The organism is Microbacterium invictum, assembly GCF_014197265.1.
GTDB lineage: Bacteria > Actinomycetota > Actinomycetes > Actinomycetales > Microbacteriaceae > Microbacterium > Microbacterium invictum.
In genome coordinates this window covers 858093-876912 of sequence record NZ_JACIFH010000001.1, presented here as the reverse complement: position 1 = coordinate 876912, position 18820 = coordinate 858093, and the positions used below count along the sequence as shown (strand labels likewise).

Annotated in this window: 19 protein-coding genes and 1 tRNA gene; 5 read left to right on the top strand and 15 right to left on the bottom strand. The window is 69.4% G+C overall.

Translation table 11 applies throughout. The annotated features are described in order from the left end of the window. The first annotated feature begins 10 nt into the window (after positions 1 to 10). The 3 genes from BKA10_RS04295 to BKA10_RS04285 are packed head-to-tail and all read left to right on the top strand — an operon-like array spanning position 11 to position 2497. On the top strand, positions 11 to 703 hold the full coding sequence (locus tag BKA10_RS04295; protein ID WP_183498754.1) for a VTT domain-containing protein: 693 nt from the start codon (positions 11 to 13) through the stop codon (positions 701 to 703). A gap of 5 nt (positions 704 to 708) precedes the next feature. Beyond that, entirely contained in the window at positions 709 to 1743 is a 1035-nt protein-coding gene (locus BKA10_RS04290; protein ID WP_183498753.1) for an App1 family protein phosphatidate phosphatase, read from the top strand. 43 nt (positions 1744 to 1786) lie between these two features. Further along, positions 1787 to 2497, top strand: a complete 711-nt coding sequence (locus BKA10_RS04285; RefSeq protein ID WP_183498752.1) for an SOS response-associated peptidase — start codon at positions 1787 to 1789, stop codon at positions 2495 to 2497. A 39-nt stretch (positions 2498 to 2536) separates the two neighbouring features. Here the strand turns inward: BKA10_RS04285 and BKA10_RS04280 are convergent. The 10 genes from BKA10_RS04280 to rplU all read right to left on the bottom strand — a co-directional run bounded on the left by BKA10_RS04280 (position 2537) and on the right by rplU (position 9409). Further along, a tRNA-Ala gene (locus tag BKA10_RS04280) sits at positions 2537 to 2609 on the bottom strand. Positions 2610 to 2676: 67 nt separating this feature from the next. Further along, on the bottom strand, positions 2677 to 3054 hold the full coding sequence (rsfS, locus tag BKA10_RS04275) for a ribosome silencing factor (protein ID WP_183498751.1): 378 nt from the start codon (positions 3052 to 3054) through the stop codon (positions 2677 to 2679). Further along, the gene (locus tag BKA10_RS04270; RefSeq protein WP_183498750.1) at positions 3051 to 4241 is read right to left on the bottom strand and encodes a hypothetical protein; all 1191 of its coding nucleotides are present in this window, start codon (positions 4239 to 4241) and stop codon (positions 3051 to 3053) included. Before BKA10_RS04270 ends, rsfS begins: the two co-directional genes overlap by 4 nt. Further along, complete coding sequence (gene nadD, locus BKA10_RS04265) at positions 4238 to 4834, bottom strand: nicotinate-nucleotide adenylyltransferase (protein ID WP_183498749.1); 597 nt, start codon at positions 4832 to 4834, stop codon at positions 4238 to 4240. The genes BKA10_RS04270 and nadD overlap by 4 nt, the downstream gene beginning before the upstream one ends. A gap of 9 nt (positions 4835 to 4843) precedes the next feature. Further along, positions 4844 to 5065 carry a hypothetical protein gene (locus BKA10_RS04260; RefSeq protein WP_183498748.1) on the bottom strand — a complete coding sequence of 74 codons (222 nt, stop codon included), beginning with the start codon at positions 5063 to 5065 and terminating at the stop codon, positions 4844 to 4846. A 45-nt stretch (positions 5066 to 5110) separates the two neighbouring features. Next, on the bottom strand, positions 5111 to 6370 hold the full coding sequence (locus BKA10_RS04255) for a glutamate-5-semialdehyde dehydrogenase (RefSeq protein WP_183498747.1): 1260 nt from the start codon (positions 6368 to 6370) through the stop codon (positions 5111 to 5113). Between the two features lie 52 nt (positions 6371 to 6422). Continuing rightward, positions 6423 to 7256, bottom strand: a complete 834-nt coding sequence (gene proB / locus BKA10_RS04250) for a glutamate 5-kinase (RefSeq protein WP_183498746.1) — start codon at positions 7254 to 7256, stop codon at positions 6423 to 6425. Further along, entirely contained in the window at positions 7253 to 8752 is a 1500-nt protein-coding gene (gene obgE, locus BKA10_RS04245) for a GTPase ObgE (protein ID WP_183498745.1), read from the bottom strand. The genes proB and obgE overlap by 4 nt, the downstream gene beginning before the upstream one ends. 70 nt (positions 8753 to 8822) lie before the next feature. Then, positions 8823 to 9083 (bottom strand): 50S ribosomal protein L27, encoded by a 261-nt coding sequence (rpmA, locus tag BKA10_RS04240; RefSeq protein ID WP_183498744.1) that lies wholly within the window; start codon positions 9081 to 9083, stop codon positions 8823 to 8825. A 17-nt stretch (positions 9084 to 9100) separates the two neighbouring features. After that, the gene (gene rplU / locus BKA10_RS04235; RefSeq protein WP_183498743.1) at positions 9101 to 9409 is read right to left on the bottom strand and encodes a 50S ribosomal protein L21; all 309 of its coding nucleotides are present in this window, start codon (positions 9407 to 9409) and stop codon (positions 9101 to 9103) included. 229 nt (positions 9410 to 9638) lie between these two features. Here rplU and BKA10_RS04230 point away from each other — a divergent pair, with 229 nt between their 5' ends. Next, entirely contained in the window at positions 9639 to 9911 is a 273-nt protein-coding gene (locus tag BKA10_RS04230; RefSeq protein WP_183498742.1) for a DUF4031 domain-containing protein, read from the top strand. A gap of 3 nt (positions 9912 to 9914) precedes the next feature. On the opposite strand, the gene BKA10_RS04225 is transcribed toward BKA10_RS04230, so the two are convergent. Continuing rightward, entirely contained in the window at positions 9915 to 12203 is a 2289-nt protein-coding gene (locus BKA10_RS04225) for an Rne/Rng family ribonuclease (RefSeq protein ID WP_241739911.1), read from the bottom strand. A gap of 287 nt (positions 12204 to 12490) precedes the next feature. Between BKA10_RS04225 and BKA10_RS04220 the strand changes: the two genes are divergently transcribed. Continuing rightward, a complete protein-coding gene (locus BKA10_RS04220; protein WP_183498741.1) occupies positions 12491 to 13090 on the top strand; it encodes a vitamin K epoxide reductase family protein in 600 nt (199 codons plus the stop codon). Positions 13091 to 13235: 145 nt separating this feature from the next. On the opposite strand, the gene ndk is transcribed toward BKA10_RS04220, so the two are convergent. Genes ndk through ileS form a run of 4 tightly spaced genes read right to left on the bottom strand, consistent with a single transcriptional unit; the run spans position 13236 to position 18773 of the window. Further along, on the bottom strand, positions 13236 to 13652 hold the full coding sequence (gene ndk / locus BKA10_RS04215) for a nucleoside-diphosphate kinase (RefSeq protein ID WP_183498740.1): 417 nt from the start codon (positions 13650 to 13652) through the stop codon (positions 13236 to 13238). Further along, positions 13649 to 14047 (bottom strand): DUF4233 domain-containing protein, encoded by a 399-nt coding sequence (locus BKA10_RS04210; protein ID WP_183498739.1) that lies wholly within the window; start codon positions 14045 to 14047, stop codon positions 13649 to 13651. Before BKA10_RS04210 ends, ndk begins: the two co-directional genes overlap by 4 nt. Then, the gene (locus tag BKA10_RS04205; RefSeq protein ID WP_183498738.1) at positions 14044 to 15396 is read right to left on the bottom strand and encodes a bifunctional folylpolyglutamate synthase/dihydrofolate synthase; all 1353 of its coding nucleotides are present in this window, start codon (positions 15394 to 15396) and stop codon (positions 14044 to 14046) included. The genes BKA10_RS04210 and BKA10_RS04205 overlap by 4 nt, the downstream gene beginning before the upstream one ends. After that, positions 15393 to 18773: an isoleucine--tRNA ligase gene (gene ileS, locus BKA10_RS04200; protein ID WP_183498737.1), complete on the bottom strand. Its 3381-nt coding sequence runs from the start codon at positions 18771 to 18773 to the stop codon at positions 15393 to 15395. Before ileS ends, BKA10_RS04205 begins: the two co-directional genes overlap by 4 nt. Positions 18774 to 18820: the final 47 nt, after the last annotated feature.

The window sequence follows — 18820 nt, the reverse complement described above, 5'->3', positions numbered from 1 at the left end:
GCCTTGATGCGTGAACGAGTTCCTCACGTCGCTGCTTGACGCCGTGCAGGCCGTCGACCCGGTCGTGCGGACGCTGCTGGCGGGACTCGCGATCATGCTCGAGACGAGCGTGCTGATCGGCCTCATCGTGCCGGGCGACACCGTCGTGATCGTCGCCGGCACCGCCGTCGCCTCGCCGCTGGAGGGACTGCTCCTCGTGCTGGTCGTGATCGTGGGCGCGCTGATCGGCGAGAGTATCGGGTTCTTCCTGGGGCGGTGGCTCGGGCCCCGGATCCGGTTCTCGTGGCTGGGACGCAAGGTCGGCGACCATAACTGGACGCGTGCGGAGCTGTATCTGCGCCGCCGCGGCGGGCCCGCGATCTTCCTGTCGCGGTTCCTGCCGGTGTTGCACTCGCTCGTGCCTCTAACGGTCGGGATGAGCGGGTTCGCCTACCGGCGATTCCTGCTGTGGACCGCTCCGGCGTGCACACTGTGGGCGTTCGCCTACGTGGGCGTCGCGGCGGCCGCGGCCGGCTCGTATCGAGAGCTCGCCGACCGCCTGCATTTCGCCGGGTATCTCTTCGTCGGCGTCATCGTCGTCTTCCTCCTGCTGGTGTGGGTCGCCAAGCGCGTGATCGTCGCCCGTGAGGCCCGTCACCTGCGGATTCCGGCGGATGTCGAGCAGACAGAGCCAGATCATTCCCAGGGCGGCATGCAACACTGATAGCGATGTCCTCCTCCCCCGAACCGGACACGAAGGTGCTCTGGCTCGCGCGCCTCGAGTACCGGCTGCATGCCTGGCGTGAGCGTCGCGCGCGCCGCCGCGGCCATCAGCCGACCGTCGCGGCCTTCCCCGGCTACGGCGGCGAGGACTGGGTCCGGGTGCTCGGACGCGTGCTGATCGTCCCGCCGGTGCGCACACGACGCAGCGGCAAGGAGATCGGCGTGCGCGGCTGGCGCAGCTTCGCCGCCGTCCCGGTCGGCTTCGCACAGGTCTCGGTCACCGTCGACGGCATCACGCACGAGGTCGTCTCCGATCGCGGCGGCGTGATCGACACCGTGCTGCCGGCCAAGCTCGCGCCTGGCTGGCAGACGCTCACGATGACCGTAGAGGGCTCTGATCCCATCGAGACGCGCGTGTTCATCGTGGCGTCCGACACCCGATTCGGCGTGGTGTGCGACGTCGACGACACCGTGATGGTGACCGCGCTTCCTCGCCCCCTGGTCGCGGCGTGGAACTCCTTCGTGGTCAATGAGCATGCCCGCCAGCCCGTACCGGGGATGGCTGTGCTGCTGGAGGGACTCGTGCGCGACAACCCAGGCGCACCGGTGGTCTATCTGTCGACCGGCGCCTGGAACATCGCCCCCACCCTGGAGCGCTTCCTCGGCCGTCACCTGTTCCCGTTGGGCGCGATGCTGCTCACCGATTGGGGGCCGACGCATGATCGGTGGTTCCGCAGCGGCAGAGCGCACAAGCACGAGAACCTGCGGCGCCTGGCGCACGAGTTCCCGCAGGTGAAGTGGCTGCTGATCGGCGACGACGGGCAGCACGACGACGACCTGTACACCTCGTTCACCGTCGATTTCCCCGAGCACGTGACGGCCGTGGCGATCCGCCGGCTGTCCCCTGCCGAAGCAGTGCTCGCCGGTGGCCGGACCGCCGTCGACGATCACTCTGCGGCCACCGTCCCCTGGGTGACCGGCGACGACGGCGCTGCGCTGCGCGACCGGCTCGGCGAAGTCGGGGTGCTCCCTCCCAGCTGAACGCCGGCACGGGGTGTCGGTGGCCCCGCGTACGCTGGCAGGCATGTGCGGACGCTTCGTCGTGGCAAATGTCGGTTCCGAGCTGGTCGGCGTGCTGCGCGTCGATGTCGAGGGCGATGACCTCCCCGGGCCGTCGTTCAATGTCGCGCCAACCGATCGTGCCGCGATCGTCCTGGACTCGATCAAGACCGAGCCGCCGACCCGTCGACTGGAGTCCGCGCGGTGGGGTCTGGTGCCTTCGTGGGCGAAGGACCCATCGACTGGCGCGCGGGCCATCAACGCGCGTGCCGAGGAGGTCGAGGACAAGCCGATGTTCCGGCAGGCGCTCATCAAGCGACGCGCCGTCATCCCGGCATCCGGGTACTACGAGTGGAAGACTCACGAGGGCGTCAAGACTCCGCACTACATCCACCCCGCCGACGGCTCGCCGCTGCTGTTCGCCGGACTCTACGAGTGGTGGAAGGACCCGGCCAAGGCCGACGACGACCCGGCGCGCTGGCTGCTGAGCTTCACGATCCTGACCCGTGACGCGGTGGGGTCGCTCGGCTCGATCCATGACCGGATGCCGCTGTTCGTCGACTCGGACTACGCCGACGCCTGGCTCGACCCGACGACGGACAACGTCGGCGATGTGCTGGATGCCGCGATCGATGCCGCACCGGCGCTGGCCGACACGCTGGACGCGTACGTCGTCGGCACGGCGGTCGGCAACGTCCGCAACAACTCGCCGGAACTCATCGAACCTGCGGAGTGATCCGGAAACGCGAAATCCCCGGCAGAACCGGGGATTTCGTGGACCTGAGGGGACTCGAACCCCTGACCCCCTGCATGCCATGCAGGTGCGCTACCAGCTGCGCCACAGGCCCTTGATCGCCGCTCGCGGCAACCGTTCCAGATTACTACATCCCAGACGGTGCTCCGAACCACGTCCGGCTATTCGGAGGAAGCCGGCGCCGGCAGCGTGATGGGAATGACCGGGCAGTCGTTCCACAGCCGCTCCAGACCGTAGTAGGCGCGCTCCTCTTCGTGGAAGGCGTGGACGACGAGGTCGCCGAAATCGAGCAGTACCCAGCGGGCCTCGGAGCGACCCTCGCGGCGCAGGAGCTTGTATCCGGCCTCGAGCATCTTCTCCTCGACCGCGTCGGCGATGGCGGCGACGTTCCGCTCACCCCGACCTGTCACGAGCAGGAAGGCGTCCACCAACGGCAGCGGTTCGGACACGTCGAAGGCTACGAGGTCTTCCCCACCCTTCGAATCGGCGGCCTCGGCGGCCAGTTGGACCAGTTCGTGGGTGCGCGGCGCAGCCGTCATCTGAAAACTCCGGTCGCGAGTGCGACGATCAGGACCCCGGCGAGGGCCAGCGCGAGCACGCCGGCGGTGATCGCCAGTGCCATCATGAGGCGACTGTCCTTCTCGGGTGCCGGTGGCTTGATGATGTCTTCGGCGCTCTTGATCGTGCTGATCGCGGCGCTGGCGGCGATCGGCGTCGGCGACGAGGCCGGCGGAAGCTCACCGTCGACGAGCGTCGCGTCGATCTCCTTGCCGTCCGACGTTCCGGGCGCACGGCCGGTGGACCCGTAGTTGTCGGGCAGCGAGAACGCACCGGTGATGAGCACCTCTCCGGTCGCGGTGACCGGCGAGACGAGGGAGCCCGCCTCAGGCGTCTGCGACAGGATGAGCGCGTTGGGAACCGACAGCGACCCGGTCGCGCTCGTACCGCGTGCGAGCAGCTGGTCGAATGACGGCGGCAGGTCGAGGGCGGCGGGCTGCTGGCCGGCAAGCAGTTCGGCTCCGAATGCCGCGCCGAGGACCCGCGGGGCCGCCTGCTCGGCATCGTCCGCGGACTCATCGTGAGGGTCGACGGCAGACACCGCGTCCGCGGACTCGTCGTCGGTGGTCTCGACAGGCGACTCGGCATCCGTGGGCTCGGCCACGTCGGCTTCAGCGCCCGACGCGACGGAGAGCCCCTCTTCGCCGGCGGTCTCGACCGCAGCGGGAACGCCGGTGTCGAGTTCGACCTCGAGGTCGGTGAGGACGACGACGGTCGCCTCGTCGTCAGCAGCGTCTTCGGCGTCGGAGCCGGTCTCGAGCTCCTCGGCGATGAGCTCCGGCTCCCCCGCGGCGGCACCGGCCTCGTCAGCGGGAGGTTCGCTCTCGGCGGGGGCTCCTGCGGGCGCGTCCGAAGCATCGGTGGACGCCGAGGTGGCGGCATCCATCCCCACAGTGATGACGGGAACCGACGCGGTGCGCAGCTTCTCTTGCAGCCGCGCCTGCCGACGTGTCATCGCCGGGGCGTTCAGGTCCACCGCCGCGTCTGCGACGGGTGCCTCGGCGACCTCCGCGGGCTCAGCCGCGCGCGGCAGCGGTGCGGACGGCGCCGGCGCGTCCTCCGGCGCCTCGAAGTCGGGCGTGATGATCGGCGTCGAGGCGGTGTTGCGAAGTTCGCGCAGCTTCCGACGGGTCAGTTGCGGAGACTCCGGCTGTTCGGGTGTGCTCATGCCTCGCTCCGATAGAGATGATGCTTAGCAATGTATTGGACGACGCCGTCGGGGACGAGATACCAGACGGGGTGTCCCCGATGCACTCGGTCCCGGCAGTCCGTCGACGAGATCGCCAATGCGGGGATCTCGAGCAGACTCACATTGTCCTTGGGCAGTCCGGCTGTGCTGAGCACGTGGCCGGGGCGGGAGACGGCGACGAAGTGTGCCATATCCCAGAGCTCATCATGGTCCCTCCAGCTGAGAATCTGCGCGACGGCGTCTGCACCGGAGATGAAGAAGAGCTCGGCCCCGGGATATATCTTCGCCAGATCGCGCAGTGTGTCGATCGTGTACGTCGCCCCCGTGCGGTCGATGTCGACGCGGCTGACCGTGAACTGGGGGTTGGATGCCGTGGCGATCACCGTCATGAGGTAGCGATGCTCGCTCTCGGTGACGTCCCGCTTCTGGTACGGCACCCCGGTGGGCACGAACACGACCTCGTCGAGGTCGAACGACTGGGCGACCTCGCTCGCGGCGACCAGGTGGCCGTGGTGAATGGGGTCGAAGGTTCCGCCCATCACCCCGATCCGCGGAGGGCGCGTGTCTGGCATCCGAGCGGCCTAGTGGTGGCCGTGTCCTGCCTGCTCGACGTGGGCACCTCGGCGCTGGGCGTAGGCCTCGGCCTTCGCTGAGTGACGGTTGGCGACGTTCCGGTAGGAGAATGTCACGAAACCGAGCAGCAGGAACACGACGAGCGCGATGATGCCGTAGCCGACGTTGTCGAAGAGGCCGACGTGGTGCTCCTCGGCGGCGGCGAGGGCGACAATCGTGGCGGTGGTCATTCGTGCTCCGTTCGTTGCTCGGGTGGCAAACCCCAGTTTAGGTGGTCAGCGACGGATCTGCCCGGCACCACGGGCGAGCCACTTGGTACTGGTCAGTTCGGGCAGGCCCATCGGACCCCGGGCATGCAGCTTCTGGGTCGAGATGCCCACCTCGGCGCCGAACCCGAACTCGCCGCCGTCGGTGAACCGCGTGGAGGCGTTGGCCATCACCACGGCCGAGTCGACCTCGGCGAGGAAGCGCTCGGCCCGAGCCTCGTCGGCGGTGACGATCGACTCGGTGTGCTGGGTCGAGTAGGTGCGGATGTGGTCGAGCGCCGCGTCGAGGTCGTCGACGACGCGCACGGACACATCGAGGCTCATGTGCTCGATCGCCCAGTCCGCATCGGTGGCCGGGACGACGTCGTGCGCGAGCGCCTGCGTCGCCTGGTCGCCGTGCACGGTCACCCCCGCGTCCTGCAGGGCTTCCACCACGGGTGGGACGAGCCGGTCGGCGGCGTCTCTGAGGACGAGGACCGTCTCGACCGCGTTGCACACGCTGGGCCGCTGCACCTTGGCGTTCACGACGATGTCGCGCGCCCACTCGAGCGGGGCGGTGCTGTCGATCACGATGTGCACGATGCCCGCGCCGGTCTCGATGACGGGGACGCTGGACTCGGTGACGACGGTCTCGATGAGCTGGGCGCTGCCGCGCGGCACGAGAACGTCGACCAGGCCGCGAGCCTGCATGAGCTCACGGGCGCCGTCACGGCCGAAGTCGTCGACGGTCTGGATCGCCTCGGGATCGATGCCTCGACCGGCCAGCGCACCGCGCATGACCCGGACGAGCTCTGCGTTGGACGACTGCGCTGCGGTGCCGCCCCGGAGGACCACCGCGTTGCCCGAACGCAGCGCCAGCGCTGCAATGTCGACCGTGACGTTCGGGCGCGCCTCGTAGATCGAGCCGACGACGCCGAACGGCACCGAGACCTTCTGCAGGTGCACGCCGCCCGGCAGCGTGCGCTCATCGAGCACCCTGCCCACGGGGTCCGGGAGGTCTGCGACATCGCGGACCGCGGATGCCAGGGAGCCAACGCGCGACGCGTCCAGGCGCAGCCGGTCCTGCAGGCCCTCGGTAAGCCCGTCGGCACGACCACGCTCGAGGTCCTCGGCGTTGGCGGCCACGATCTCGGTCACGGCGGCGTCGATCGCGTCGGCGATGGCCCGCAGCGCGTCGGCCTTCTCTACGTCGCTGAGCAGCCCGATGCTGCGGGAGGCGTCCTTCGCCAGGAGCATCCGCTCGCGGGCGGTGGTGGCGGTCACGGTCATTGCGCCAGTCTAGCGATCGGGCGGCACGGCACGACGGGGCGTGACGTCGGCGTCAGCGATCGGCGGCGACGCGGATCGACGCGGTCGTGGACGTCGGCTCGGCCTCGGGGTTCGGGGCGAACCAGGTGCCGATGTCGGCGCCGGACAGGGCATCATCGACCCGCTCGGCGCTGGTCACGAGCACTCCGACGCCGGTGGCCGCGGCCAGTCGCGCCGCCGACACCTTGGTGGCTGCTCCCCCGGTGCCGACGCTGTTGACCACGACGGAGCCGAACTCGAAGTCGTCGAGGTTCTCGCCGAACTCGATGCGGTGGATCGGGGTCGCGCCCGGCTGGTCCGGCGGGAGCGTGTAGAGGCACTCGATGTCGCTGAGCAGCACGAGCGCGTCTGCGCCGATCAGCTGCGCGACCATTGCCGCCAGGCGGTCATTGTCGCCGAAGCGGATCTCGTGTGTCGCCACGGTGTCGTTCTCGTTGACGATCGGCAGGATCCGAAGCCCCAGCAGACGTTCCATCGCCCGGCGGGCGTTCGAGCGGGGCGTGGGGTGCTCCAGGTCACCGGCCGTCAGCAGCACCTGCCCGGCGACGATCTCGTACGGGCGCATGGCGTCCTGATAGCGGTAGATGAGCACGTTCTGCCCGACGGCCGCTGCGGCCTGCTGGGTCGCGAGGTCGACGGGACGCGAGTCGAGTGCGAGGAACGGCATGCCGGTCGCGATGGCACCCGACGACACGAGGACCACTTCGGTCCCGCGCGCATGCGCAGCGGCGAGAGCGGCGACGATCGGCTGGATGTTGTGCGCGTGCTCACCGCTGATGGACGAGGAGCCGACCTTGACGACGATGCGGCGGACGCCGAGCAGTTCGCCGCGCTCGCGCAAGCTCACAGGTCGCTCTCGCTCTCCCCGCTGAGCCGCTCGGCCTCGAGATCGGCACGCGCAGCCGCCTTGGCGTTCATGCGCTCGTGGTACCGCTCGCGACGCTGGTCGGTGGTGCGTCGCGGGTTGAGGTCGAGGCGCGGGTCCGTGCCGCGCGGTGCGTTCATCAGCTCGGCTGCCGACGACAGCGAGGGATGCCAGTCGAAGATGACGCCGTCGCCCTCGCCGATGACCACGGTCGAGCCCGCCTCGGCGCCGGCGCGGAACAGTTCGTCCTCGACACCGAGCTTGTCGAGCCGGTCGGCGAGGAAGCCTACGGCCTCTTCGTTCTGGAAATCAGTCTGCTGCACCCAGCGCAGCGGCTTGTCGCCGAGGATGCGATAGATGTTGCCGTACGTGCCGCCCTCGACCCGGATGGTGAACTCCTTCTGGGAGCCCTTCGGCCGGATGATGACGCGCTCGGCCACCGGCTCTGCCTCGAGAGCGACACGATGCTGCGTGACGACCTCGCCGAGGGCGAATGTGAGCGGACGCAGGCCGGCGTGGCTGACGGTCGAGATCTCGAAGACCCGGTAGCCGCGGGCTTCGAGATCGGGGCGGACGAGCTCGGCCAGCTCCTGAGCCTCGGGGACGTCGATCTTGTTGAGCGCGATGAGCTGGGGACGCTCCATGAGGGGCACCTGTCCCTCGGGCACCGGGTACGCGGCGAGCTCCGCGAGGATGACGTCGAGGTCGGACAGCGGGTCGCGGCCGGGCTCGAGGGTCGCGCAGTCGAGCACATGGACGAGCGCGGTGCACCGCTCGACGTGACGCAGGAATTCGAGGCCGAGTCCGCGGCCCTCGCTCGCGCCCTCGATCAGTCCGGGCACGTCGGCGACGGTGTAACGGACATCCCCGGCCTGCACGACGCCGAGGTTGGGGTGGAGTGTCGTGAACGGGTAGTCGGCGATCTTGGGCCGCGCAGCCGAGATCGCGGCGATGAGGCTGGACTTGCCGGCCGACGGGTATCCCACCAGCGCCACGTCGGCGACGGTCTTCAGCTCGAGGACGACATCGCCCTCCCAGCCGGGGGTCCCCAGCAGCGCGAAACCGGGGGCCTTGCGCTTGGGTGAGGCGAGCGCGGCGTTGCCGAGTCCGCCCTGCCCGCCGGGGGCGACGACGAAGCGCGTCCCGGGGATGATGAGGTCGGTGAGCACCGAGCCGGCGGTGTCCTTCACGACGGTGCCCACGGGGACGGGCAGCTCGAGCGACTCCCCCAGCGCGCCGGAGCGGTTGTCGCCCATGCCGAAGCCGCCGTTGCCGCCGCCCCGGTGGGGTGAGTGGTGGTACGACAGGAGCGTGGTGACCTGCGGGTCGGCCACCAGCACGACGTCACCGCCGTTGCCGCCGTTGCCGCCGTCGGGGCCGGCGAGCGGCTTGAACTTCTCGCGGCGCACGGAGACGCAGCCGTTCCCGCCCTTGCCCGCGCGAAGATGCAGCGTGACGCGGTCGACGAAGGTGACCATGCGGTTCTCCTGAATGTGAATAAGCGAGGGGCGAGCCGAAGCCCGCCCCTCGCCATGGGAAGCTGTGTGATTACTCCGCTGCGGCGGTCACGATGTTGACGACCTTGCGGCCGCCCTTCGTGCCGAACTCGACCGCGCCGGCGGCGAGGGCGAACAGCGTGTCGTCGCCGCCACGTCCGACGTTGGCGCCGGGGTGGAAGTGCGTGCCGCGCTGGCGGACGATGATCTCGCCCGCGCCGACGGCCTGGCCGCCGAAGCGCTTGACGCCCAGTCGCTGAGCGTTGGAATCGCGACCGTTACGGGTGGAGCTTGCGCCCTTCTTATGTGCCATCTGCGTCTCTCCCTGGCTTACTTGATGCCGGTGATCTTGACGCGCGTGAGGTCCTGGCGGTGCCCCTGGCGCTTCTTGTAGCCGGTCTTGTTCTTGAACTTCTGGATCACGATCTTGGGGCCGCGCTCTTCGCCGACCACCTCGGCGGTGACCTTGACCTTCGCGAGCTTGGCCGCGTCGGTGGTCACGGCGTCGCCGTCGACCAGCAGCACAGCGGCCAGCTCGAGCTTCTCGCCGATCTTCGCGGCCTGGCGGTCGAGCACCACAATGGTGCCCACTTCGACCTTCTCCTGGCGGCCGCCGGCGCGCACAACTGCGTAAACCACTTCACACCTGTTCTTCTTCAGTGGAGCGCTCGGCTCCGAATTGTCTTTGTCAGACGGGGAAAGTTCTGGTGCGGGAAGTCCGAGCGAATCTGACCGCTGCACCTCGTCCGAGCATGCCGAGACTGGCGACACGCGACGCACCAAGGGTCTACTTTACCGGATGCCGGGCCTGACGCCAAAAGCGACCTGGGGCGTGTCGCCCGCCGCGCCCCGCCGTAGGATCTGGCGTGTGGTGATTCTCGTCGACGACGCGCGCTGGCCGGCACACGGCCGGCTGTGGGCGCACCTGGTCAGCGACACCGATCTGGACGAGCTGCACCGGTTCGCCGAGGCCCACGGCATCCCGCCGCGCGCCTTCGATCTGGACCACTACGACGTCCCGGAGGACGCGGTGGCGAGACTGATCGCCGGCGGCGCCCACCATGTGAGCGCCCACGAACTCGTGCGCCGGCTGATCGCCTCCGGCCTGCGGGTCACCGCCCGCCAGCGGCGCGGGCGGTGAGGATCACTCCTCGCCCGCAGCAGGAGTTGCCGACACCGGCGTGCCGCTGAGCGCCGCGGTGGTCACACGGCGACGCGAGCGTCCCTGTCCCGGCGCCTTCGGCTCGGGCAGCGCGTCGAGCACCGAGTCCAGCAGAAGGTCCTTCTCGGTCTTGGGCGCCGGCGGGGCCGCCGGCTTCTTCTTGCGGACCTTCTTCGGGCGCTCGGCGGCTGCGGCAGGCTCAACCGCCTGCTCCTCCACGGTCGGATGAATGGTGGATGCCGCGATCTGCGCGAGCGCAGACTTGGCGCCCTCGGTGATCACGTGCGTTCCGCCGTTGCCCGTCGAGGCGGCGGGGCTCTGACGGGGGCGGCGCTGCGATCCTCCGCCGTTCTGCGCCGAGCGGTGCTTCACGACCGGGTCGTGGTGCACGATCACGCCGCGGCCCGCACAGACCTCGCAGGCTTCGCTGAAGGTCTCGAGCAGGCCCAGACCCAGCTTCTTGCGGGTCATCTGGACCAGGCCCAGTGAGGTGACCTCGGCGACCTGGTGCTTCGTGCGGTCGCGGCTCAGGCACTCCACGAGCCGGCGCAGGACCAGGTCACGGTTCGATTCGAGCACCATGTCGATGAAGTCGACGACGATGATTCCTCCGATGTCACGCAGCCGCAGCTGGCGGACGATCTCCTCGGCGGCCTCGAGGTTGTTCTTGGTGACGGTCTCCTCGAGGTTTCCGCCCGACCCGACGAACTTGCCGGTGTTGACGTCGACGACGGTCATGGCCTCGGTGCGGTCGATGACGAGCGATCCGCCCGACGGGAGCCATACCTTGCGATCGAGGGCCTTCTCGATCTGCTCGGTGATCCGGAACTGGTCGAACGGGTCGGCCTCGCCCTCGTAGCGCTCGACGCGCTCGAGCAGGTCGGGCGCGACGCCGGTGAGGTACGAGGTGATCGTCTCGTGCGCCTCTTCGCCCTGGATCAGCATCTTCGTGAAGTCCTCGTTGAAGACGTCGCGGACGATCTTGACCAGCAGATCGGGCTCGGAGTGCAGAAGCGACGGAGCCTTGCCCGACTCGGTCTGGGCGCTGATGTGCTCCCACTGTGCGGTCAGTCGCTGCACGTCGCGGGTGAGCTGCTCCTCGGTGGCACCTTCTGCCGCGGTGCGCACGATGACGCCGCTCGACTCGGGCAGCACCTCCTTGAGGATCCGCTTCAGTCGTGCACGCTCGGTGTCGGGGAGCTTGCGCGAGATGCCGTTCATGGCCCCGCCGGGCACGTACACGAGGTAGCGCCCGGGCAGCGAGATCTGGCTGGTGAGGCGGGCGCCCTTGTGGCCGACCGGGTCCTTCGTGACCTGCACGAGCACGCGGTCGCCGGTCTTGAGCGCCAGTTCGATGCGGCGGGGCTGGTTGCCGGTCTCCACCGCGTCCCAGTCGACCTCGCCGGAGTACAGCACGGCGTTGCGGCCACGGCCGATGTCGACGAACGCGGCTTCCATGCTGGGCAGCACGTTCTGCACGCGGCCGAGGTACACGTTGCCGATCAGCGACGCGTCCTGGTTGCGGGCGACGTAGTGCTCGACGAGCACGTTGTCCTCGAGCACGCCGATCTGCACGCGCCCGTTCTTGGAGCGGACCACCATGACGCGGTCGACCGACTCACGGCGCGCGAGGAACTCCGCCTCGGTCACAACGGCACGACGCCGGCCGGCCTCGCGGCCGTCGCGGCGGCGCTGCTTCTTCGCCTCGAGTCGCGTGGACCCCTTGATGCGCTGCGGCTCGGTGATGAGCTCGACCGCGCGGCGGCGGGGCTGGTGCTGGCCGGATGCGGCCGGTTCGTCGTTGCCGCCCTCGCCCTGGCCGCCCCCGCGGCGACGGTTGCGGCGGCGCGTGTTCGACGACGACTCGGCGGGCTGCTCGTCGCGCACCTCTTCTCGGGCGGGAAGTGCGATGACCGCCGGCGCGTAGAAGTGAAGGTCCGTCGACACTGCCGACACGAATGTCTCGGGCAGCAGGCCCAGCGTCACGGCGGTCAGCGGCTGATCGGATGCCGGAGCTTCTGCTTCTGCGGCAGGCTCGGGCGCACCGGCAGCGATCGGCGAAGACTCCGCGTGTGCCACAGGCGCCGACTCTGCATCCGGCGTCTGCTCGGCACCGGCATCCACGTCGGACGTCGGCTCCGCGGCATCCGCTTCGGCGAGATCCGCCGCTGCGGCGTCGGGAGCTCCGGCGGCCGGTTCGGTCACCGTGTCGGGCTGCTGAGCAGTCTCTTCGTTGTCGGTCGTGGGCTTCTCGGTGTGCTCATCGGCCATCACTGGCTTACTCCTAGCGGGATGGCTCCGCGTGCCATCCGGCGAAACTCTGGCGGCGCTGCTCCGGTTCGGAGGAGCCGCGTACTCACTCGGTCTGCAGTCGCATCTCGCTCGCTGGCTGAAATCGCGGACTGCTAAGGGCGTTCATCGCCCGAAGTCTTCGGTGATCCTGGTCACGGCGCGGCCGCGGCGGGGTATCGAGGACCATTATCGCACTTTCGCATTCCGATTGCGTCAACGGTCGCTGCGCCGCGGGTCGTCACAGCCCGGGATGGGATAATTCCCGCATGCCCACACGCCTGACGCACACCCGCCCGAAGGGACTGGCGATCTGGCTGATCCTCGCCGGAGTGATCGGGTGGTTCGCCGCCTTCCAGCTCACCGTCGAGAAGTTCCACCTGCTGGCCAACCCCGGGGCGAGCGCTTCGTGCGACATCAGTTTCCTTGTCCAGTGCGGCAAGAATCTCAACTCGTGGCAGGGCGAGGTGTTCGGCTTCCCGAACCCCATCGTCGGACTCGCCGGCTGGGTGGCGCCGATCGTCGTGGGCGTGGCCATCCTCGCCGGGGCGCGGTTCGCGCGCTGGTTCTGGTGGCTGCTGTGGGCGGGGATGGCCTTTGCGTTCTGCTTCGTGCTCTGGCTGATCAGCCAGAGCATCTTCGAACTGTTCACGCTGTGCCCGTGGTGCATGGTCACCTGGGTCGTGACGATCCCGAGTTTCTACGCGGTCACCCTCCACCTGCTGCGCAGCGGTGTCGTGCCCGCCCCCGACGCGGTGCGCAAGGTCGCCGACACACTGATGGGCTGGGTCCCGCTGCTCGCGATCGTGAGCTATGCGATCATCGCGCTGATCGCACAGCTCCGGCTCGACTGGATCAGCACGCTGTAGTCGCGTTCCGACCATCCGGGACGGCGACACGCCCGGTGATGGTCGCATCGAGCCGCATGCCCGAGAACGTCGGTCATTGCGTTGTTCACATCATGAGATGAGCGCACCCGCGTCCCACCTGGGGGCGGGTGCGCTCGATCGGGCGTCAGGCGAACCAGATGCCGAGCTCGCGTGCCGCCGACTCGGGGCTGTCGCTGCCGTGGACGAGGTTCTGCTGCACAGCCAGACCCCAGTCCCGGCCCAGGTCGCCGCGGATGGTGCCCGGTGCGGCAGTCGTGGGGTCGGTCGTCCCGGCCAACGACCGGAAGCCCTCGATGACGCGGTTGCCGGCCAGCCGGATCGCGACCGACGGACCGGACATCATGAAGTCCAGAAGCGGCTCGTAGAACGGCTTGCCGGCGTGCTCGGCGTAGTGCGACTCGAGCAGCTCGCGGTCGGGTTCGACGAGCTTGATGTCGACCAGGGCGTAGCCCTTCGCCTCGATCCGGCCGAGGATCTCCCCGGTGAGGCCACGGGCGACGCCGTCGGGCTTGACGAGGACGAGGGTCTCTTCGGTGGTCATGCGGGTTCTCCATTCGTGTCGTCCGTGCCCGCGGCGATCCGGGCATTGCGCGCGTCGAGCGCGCCGCCCTTGATCGTCGCATACGCGTACATGCCGCCGAAAATGAGGGCGACGAAGATGAGCGCCGGAACGCGGACCCCGCCCAGCGCGATGATGACCTGCCACACCCAGCCCAGGATGATGCCCCACCGGTAGCGCAGCACGCCGATCGTGGCCAGCATCGCCAGGGCGAAGACCACCCCGGCGATGATCCCCCACCAGGAAGGCATGCCCGGCAACGCGTCGAGGCCGTGCAGGGCGAGGCCTGCGAGGAAGACGATGAGCGACTCCAGGCCCAGGACCACCGAGGCGAGGGACTCCCGCGCACCGCGGGCCCGTCGCGCGCGGGCGTTCATGCCCCGGCACCGTCCTTCCAGTCCTCTTCGGCAGCAAGGCTCAGCGCCTCGCCCGCCAGCACGACGCTCCCGGCGATCACCACGGCGCGGCGGTCGGACCCGGCCGCCCACCGACGGGCCTCGTCCGTCGCATCGCGCAGGTCCATGTGCACGGACACCGGCACGCCCGACGCCTCGACCAGGTCGGCGAGGGCATCGGGGTCGCTCGAGCGCTCGGAGTCCGGTGCCGTGACGAACACGTGCGCGGCGGCGGGGGCGATCTCGGTGACGATGCCGGCGGCATCCTTGTCGCCCAGCACCCCGAGCACGACGCCCCACTCGTCGAAGTCGAACGATGCGCCCAGGGCCTGGACGAGCGCCTTCGCGCCGTGCGGGTTGTGCGCGCTGTCCACCAGCACGGTCGGCGCGATGCCGAGCAGCTGCAGCCTGCCCGGCGAGGTCACCTGGGCGAGTCCCTCCGTGAGGACATCGGATGCCAGGGGCTGGGAGCCGGCCCCGATCAGCGACTCCACCGCGGCGATCGCCAGTGCCGCGTTGTGGCCCTGGTGCGCCCCGTAGAGCGGCAGGTAGAGGTCGTCGTAGGTGCCGGCCACTCCTCGGACGGAGATCTGCTGGCCGCCGACGGCGAGCCGCTGCACGGTCAGCGCGAACGCCTCGCCCTCGAACGCCAGTGTCGCGTCCTGTGCGGCCGCGGCATCCATCAGCGCGGGCTTCGCCTCGGGCGGCTGGACGGCGGAGACCGCCGCGGCGCCCCGCTTGATGATCCCCGCCTTGATTCCGGCGATCTCGGCGATCGTCGAGCCGAGGCGGTCGGCGTGGTCGATGTCGATCGGGGCGAACACCGCGACGTCGCCGTCCGCGGTGTTGGTCGAGTCCCACGCCCCACCCATGCCGACCTCGACGATGGCCACGTCGACGGGCGCGTCGGCGAACGCCACGAAGGCGAGCACGGTCAGCAGCTCGAAGTACGTGAGCGCGGCGTCGCCGGCAGCGGCCAGCTCCGCATCGACGAGGTCGATGAACGGCGTGATCTCATCCCAGGCGTCGGCGATCAGGCCGTCATCGATGGGCGCGCCGTCGATCATCACGCGCTCGGTGAACCGCTCGAGGTGAGGGCTCGTGAACATGCCCGTCCGCAGCCCGTGGGCGCGCACGATGCTCTCCACGATGCGGCTGGTCGACGTCTTGCCGTTGGTGCCGGTGACGTGGACGACGCGGTAGGTGCGCTGCGGGTCGTCGAGCAGTTCGAGCACCCGGCGGGTGCGTTCCACGCGCGGCTGCACCCACTGCTCGCCCTGACGGGTCATCAGCGCGGCGTACACCGCGTCGGCACGTGTGCGGTCGTTCATGCCTTCGCCTCTCCCACTCCGGTCGCGTCGATCGTCACGATCATCGGCGCTTTGTCCGTTCCCAGCGCCCTGACCCCGCTGACGAACACTCCGTCGCCGAGGCTGGATACCTCATCGACCAGGCGGTCGAGCTCATCGGTCGCCTGCACGGTGAAGCCGATGGCCAGCGTTTCGGCGGCGATGAAGTCGGCGTGCGCCTGCAGCGCCTGTGCCTCTGCCGGACGGGCGTTGAGTGCGAGCACGATGCGGTCGCTGACCTCGAGGCCGGCATTCTTGCGCGCCTCCTGCACGATGCGGATCGCGTCGCGAGCAAGGCCCTCCGCCTCGAGTTCGGGTGTGGTCACGGTGTCGAGCAGGACGAAGCCGCCCTGTCCGGCCCCGGTGTCGGGCAGCAATGCGATCGCGGTGCCCTCGGCCACGCCCCCCGCTTCGAGGGTGAGCTCGAACTCCCCCTCCAGCAGGGCGATGCCGTCGACGACGACGGTGTCGCCCTCGACGGTCCACACCCCCGCCCGGGCGCCGGCGATGACGTGCTGGACCTGCTTTCCCAGTCGCGGCCCCACCGCTCGCGCGTTGACGCTGAGCCGCTGGCTGATGCCGTAGCTGGAGGCGAGGCCGTCGGACAGCTCGACCAGCTCGACGTCCTTGACGTTGAGCTCCTCGCGCAGGATCTCCTCGAACTGCGCCAGGCCGTCTGCGCCGGACACGGCCACGGTGAGCGAGGCGAGCGGAAGTCGCACGCGCTTGCCCTCCTTCTTGCGCAGGGCGTTGGCGACGGACGAGACCGTGCGCACGGTGTCCATCGCCGTGCGGATGTCGGTCGCCGGCGGGAACGCGTCAGCGTCGGGCCAGTCCTCGAGGTGGACGCTGCGCCCGCCGGTCAGGCCCTGCCAGACGCGCTCGGCCACGAGCGGGATCAGCGGCGCGGCCACGCGTGTCAGCGTCTCGAGGACCGTGTGGAGCGTGTCGAACGCCTCGCGACTGGCCGGATCGTCCGCGACGCCGACCCAGAACCGGTCGCGGGAGCGGCGGATGTACCAGTTCGTGAGTGCCTCGGCGAAGTCGCGGAGCTTGGCCGCGGCGGTCGTCGAGTCGAGCGCGTCGAGATCGGCGGCGACATCGCGAACCAGGTCTCCGGTGAGCGCGAGGATGTAGCGGTCCAGGACGTGCGTCGAGTCCGTGCGCCACGTCGCGGTGTAGCCCTCACCGCCCGGCCCGCCCGCAGCGTTGGCGTAGGTCGCGAAGAAGTACCACGCGCTCCACAGCGGCAGCATGAACTCGCGCACGCCGGCGCGGATGCCCTCCTCGGTCACGATCAGATTGCCTCCGCGCAGCACCGAGGATGCCATGAGGAACCAGCGCATGGCATCCGACCCGTCGCGGTCGAACACCTCGGAGACGCTGGGGTAGTTCTGCAGCGACTTCGACATCTTCAGGCCGTCGCTGCCCAGCACGATGCCGTGGCACGCGACGCCGGTGAACGCCGGCCGGTCGAACAGTGCCGTGGACAGCACATGCATGACGTAGAACCAGCCGCGGGTCTGACCGATGTACTCGACGATGAAGTCCGCCGGTGCGTGCTCGTCGAACCACTCGCGGTTCTCGAACGGGTAGTGCACCTGCGCGTACGGCATGGACCCCGAGTCGAACCAGACGTCGAAGACGTCCTCGATGCGGCGCATGGTGGAAGCGCCGGTCGGGTCGTCCGGGTTCGGCCGGGTCAGCTCGTCGATGAACGGGCGGTGCAGGTCGACCTCCCCCGTCGCGCCTCGCGGCAGGCGCCCGAAGTCGCGCTCGAGGTCGGCCAGGGAGCCGTAGACATCCACGCGCGGGTAGGCCGGGTTGTCGCTCTTCCACACCGGGATGGGCGATCCCCAGAAGCGGTTCCGGCTGATTGACCAGTCGCGTGCGCCCTCGAGCCACTTGCCGAACTGGCCGTGCTTGACATTCTCCGGCGCCCACGTGATCTGCTCGTTGTTCGCCAGCATCCGGTCCTTGATCTCGGTGACGCGCACGAACCAACTCGAGACCGCCTTGTAGATCAGAGGGTTCCGGCATCGCCAGCAGTGCGGGTAGGAGTGCTCGTAGCTGGCTTCGCGCAGCAGTCGCCCCTCGGCCTTGAGCAGCCGGATGAGCGGACGATTGGCATCCATCCACAGCTCGCCGGCGACATCGGTGACGTGCGAGAGGAACCGCCCGCCGTCGTCGAGGCTCATGATGAGCGGGATGCCGGCGGCGGCGGTCACGCGCTGATCGTCCTCGCCGTAGGCGGGGGCCTGGTGGACGATGCCGGTGCCGTCGGTCGTGGTCACGTAGTCGTCGGCGAGGATGCGCCAGGCCCGTTCGGTGCCCCAGGTCTCGGCGTCCGCGTAGTAGTCGAACAGTGCGTCGTAGTGGACGTCGGCGAGCTCGGTGCCGGTGAACGTCCGCTCGACCGCGGCACGGGCGTCGTCGGCCGAGGCGTATCCGAGGTCCTTCGCGTAGTTCCCGAGCAGATCGGATGCCAGCAGGTACCGGTGTCCGGTGGCCTCGGAGCGGTCTTCGTGCACGTCCGCGGCGCCGTCGGGCCCGCCCGGCAGGACGACGTACGCGATGTCGGGTCCGACGGCGAGAGCCAGGTTGGTGGGCAGCGTCCACGGGGTGGTCGTCCACGCCAGGGCGCGCACGGCGGTCAGCCCGAGCGCCTCCGCCTTGGCGCCGACGAGCGGGAAGGTGACGGTGACGGACGGGTCCTGACGCATCTGGTAGACGTCGTCGTCCATGCGCAGCTCATGGTTGCTCAGCGGCGTCTCGTCGCGCCAGCAGTACGGCAGCACGCGGTGGCCCTCGTAGGCGAGACCCTTGTCCCACAGGCTCTTGAACGCCCAGAGAACCGACTCCATATAGCCGACGTCGAGCGTCTTGTAGCCGCGTTCGAAGTCGACCCAGCGCGCCTGCCGGGTGACGTAGTCCTCCCACTCGTGGGTGTACTCGAGCACCGATGCGCGCGCCTTCTCGTTGAACGAGGCGATGCCCATCTCCTCGATCTCGCTCTTCTCGGTGATGCCCAGCTGCTTCATCGCCTCGAGCTCGGCAGGCAGACCGTGGGTGTCCCAGCCGAAGACCCGGTCGACCTTGTGGCCGCGCATGGTCTGGAACCGCGGGAACACATCCTTCGCGTAGCCGGTGAGCAGGTGACCGTAGTGCGGCAGGCCGTTCGCGAAGGGCGGGCCGTCGTAGAACACCCACTCCGCGGCGCCCTCGCGTTGCGCGAGGGAGGCGCGGAACGTGTCGTCCTGCTGCCAGAAATCGAGCACCTCGCGCTCGATTTCGGGGAAGCGCGGGCTCGGGACGACGTCGGCGGCGGGGCCGAAAGCAGAGGGCTTCGGGTAGGTCATGTCACTCCAGCAGGTTGCGATGCTTCCTGCGAGGACGACCCTCCCGA

Coding starts and splice junctions, on each gene's coding strand:
- BKA10_RS04290 (WP_183498753.1), top strand. CDS start 709: ATGTCCTCCTCCCCCGAACCGGACACGAAGGTGCTCTGGCTCGCGCGC.
- BKA10_RS04285 (WP_183498752.1), top strand. CDS start 1,787: ATGTGCGGACGCTTCGTCGTGGCAAATGTCGGTTCCGAGCTGGTCGGC.
- rsfS (WP_183498751.1), bottom strand. CDS start 3,054: ATGACGGCTGCGCCGCGCACCCACGAACTGGTCCAACTGGCCGCCGAG.
- BKA10_RS04270 (WP_183498750.1), bottom strand. CDS start 4,241: ATGAGCACACCCGAACAGCCGGAGTCTCCGCAACTGACCCGTCGGAAG.
- nadD (WP_183498749.1), bottom strand. CDS start 4,834: ATGCCAGACACGCGCCCTCCGCGGATCGGGGTGATGGGCGGAACCTTC.
- BKA10_RS04260 (WP_183498748.1), bottom strand. CDS start 5,065: ATGACCACCGCCACGATTGTCGCCCTCGCCGCCGCCGAGGAGCACCAC.
- BKA10_RS04255 (WP_183498747.1), bottom strand. CDS start 6,370: ATGACCGTGACCGCCACCACCGCCCGCGAGCGGATGCTCCTGGCGAAG.
- obgE (WP_183498745.1), bottom strand. CDS start 8,752: ATGGTCACCTTCGTCGACCGCGTCACGCTGCATCTTCGCGCGGGCAAG.
- rpmA (WP_183498744.1), bottom strand. CDS start 9,083: ATGGCACATAAGAAGGGCGCAAGCTCCACCCGTAACGGTCGCGATTCC.
- BKA10_RS04225 (WP_241739911.1), bottom strand. CDS start 12,203: ATGGCCGATGAGCACACCGAGAAGCCCACGACCGACAACGAAGAGACT.
- BKA10_RS04220 (WP_183498741.1), top strand. CDS start 12,491: ATGCCCACACGCCTGACGCACACCCGCCCGAAGGGACTGGCGATCTGG.
- ndk (WP_183498740.1), bottom strand. CDS start 13,652: ATGACCACCGAAGAGACCCTCGTCCTCGTCAAGCCCGACGGCGTCGCC.
- BKA10_RS04210 (WP_183498739.1), bottom strand. CDS start 14,047: ATGAACGCCCGCGCGCGACGGGCCCGCGGTGCGCGGGAGTCCCTCGCC.
- BKA10_RS04205 (WP_183498738.1), bottom strand. CDS start 15,396: ATGAACGACCGCACACGTGCCGACGCGGTGTACGCCGCGCTGATGACC.
- ileS (WP_183498737.1), bottom strand. CDS start 18,773: ATGACCTACCCGAAGCCCTCTGCTTTCGGCCCCGCCGCCGACGTCGTC.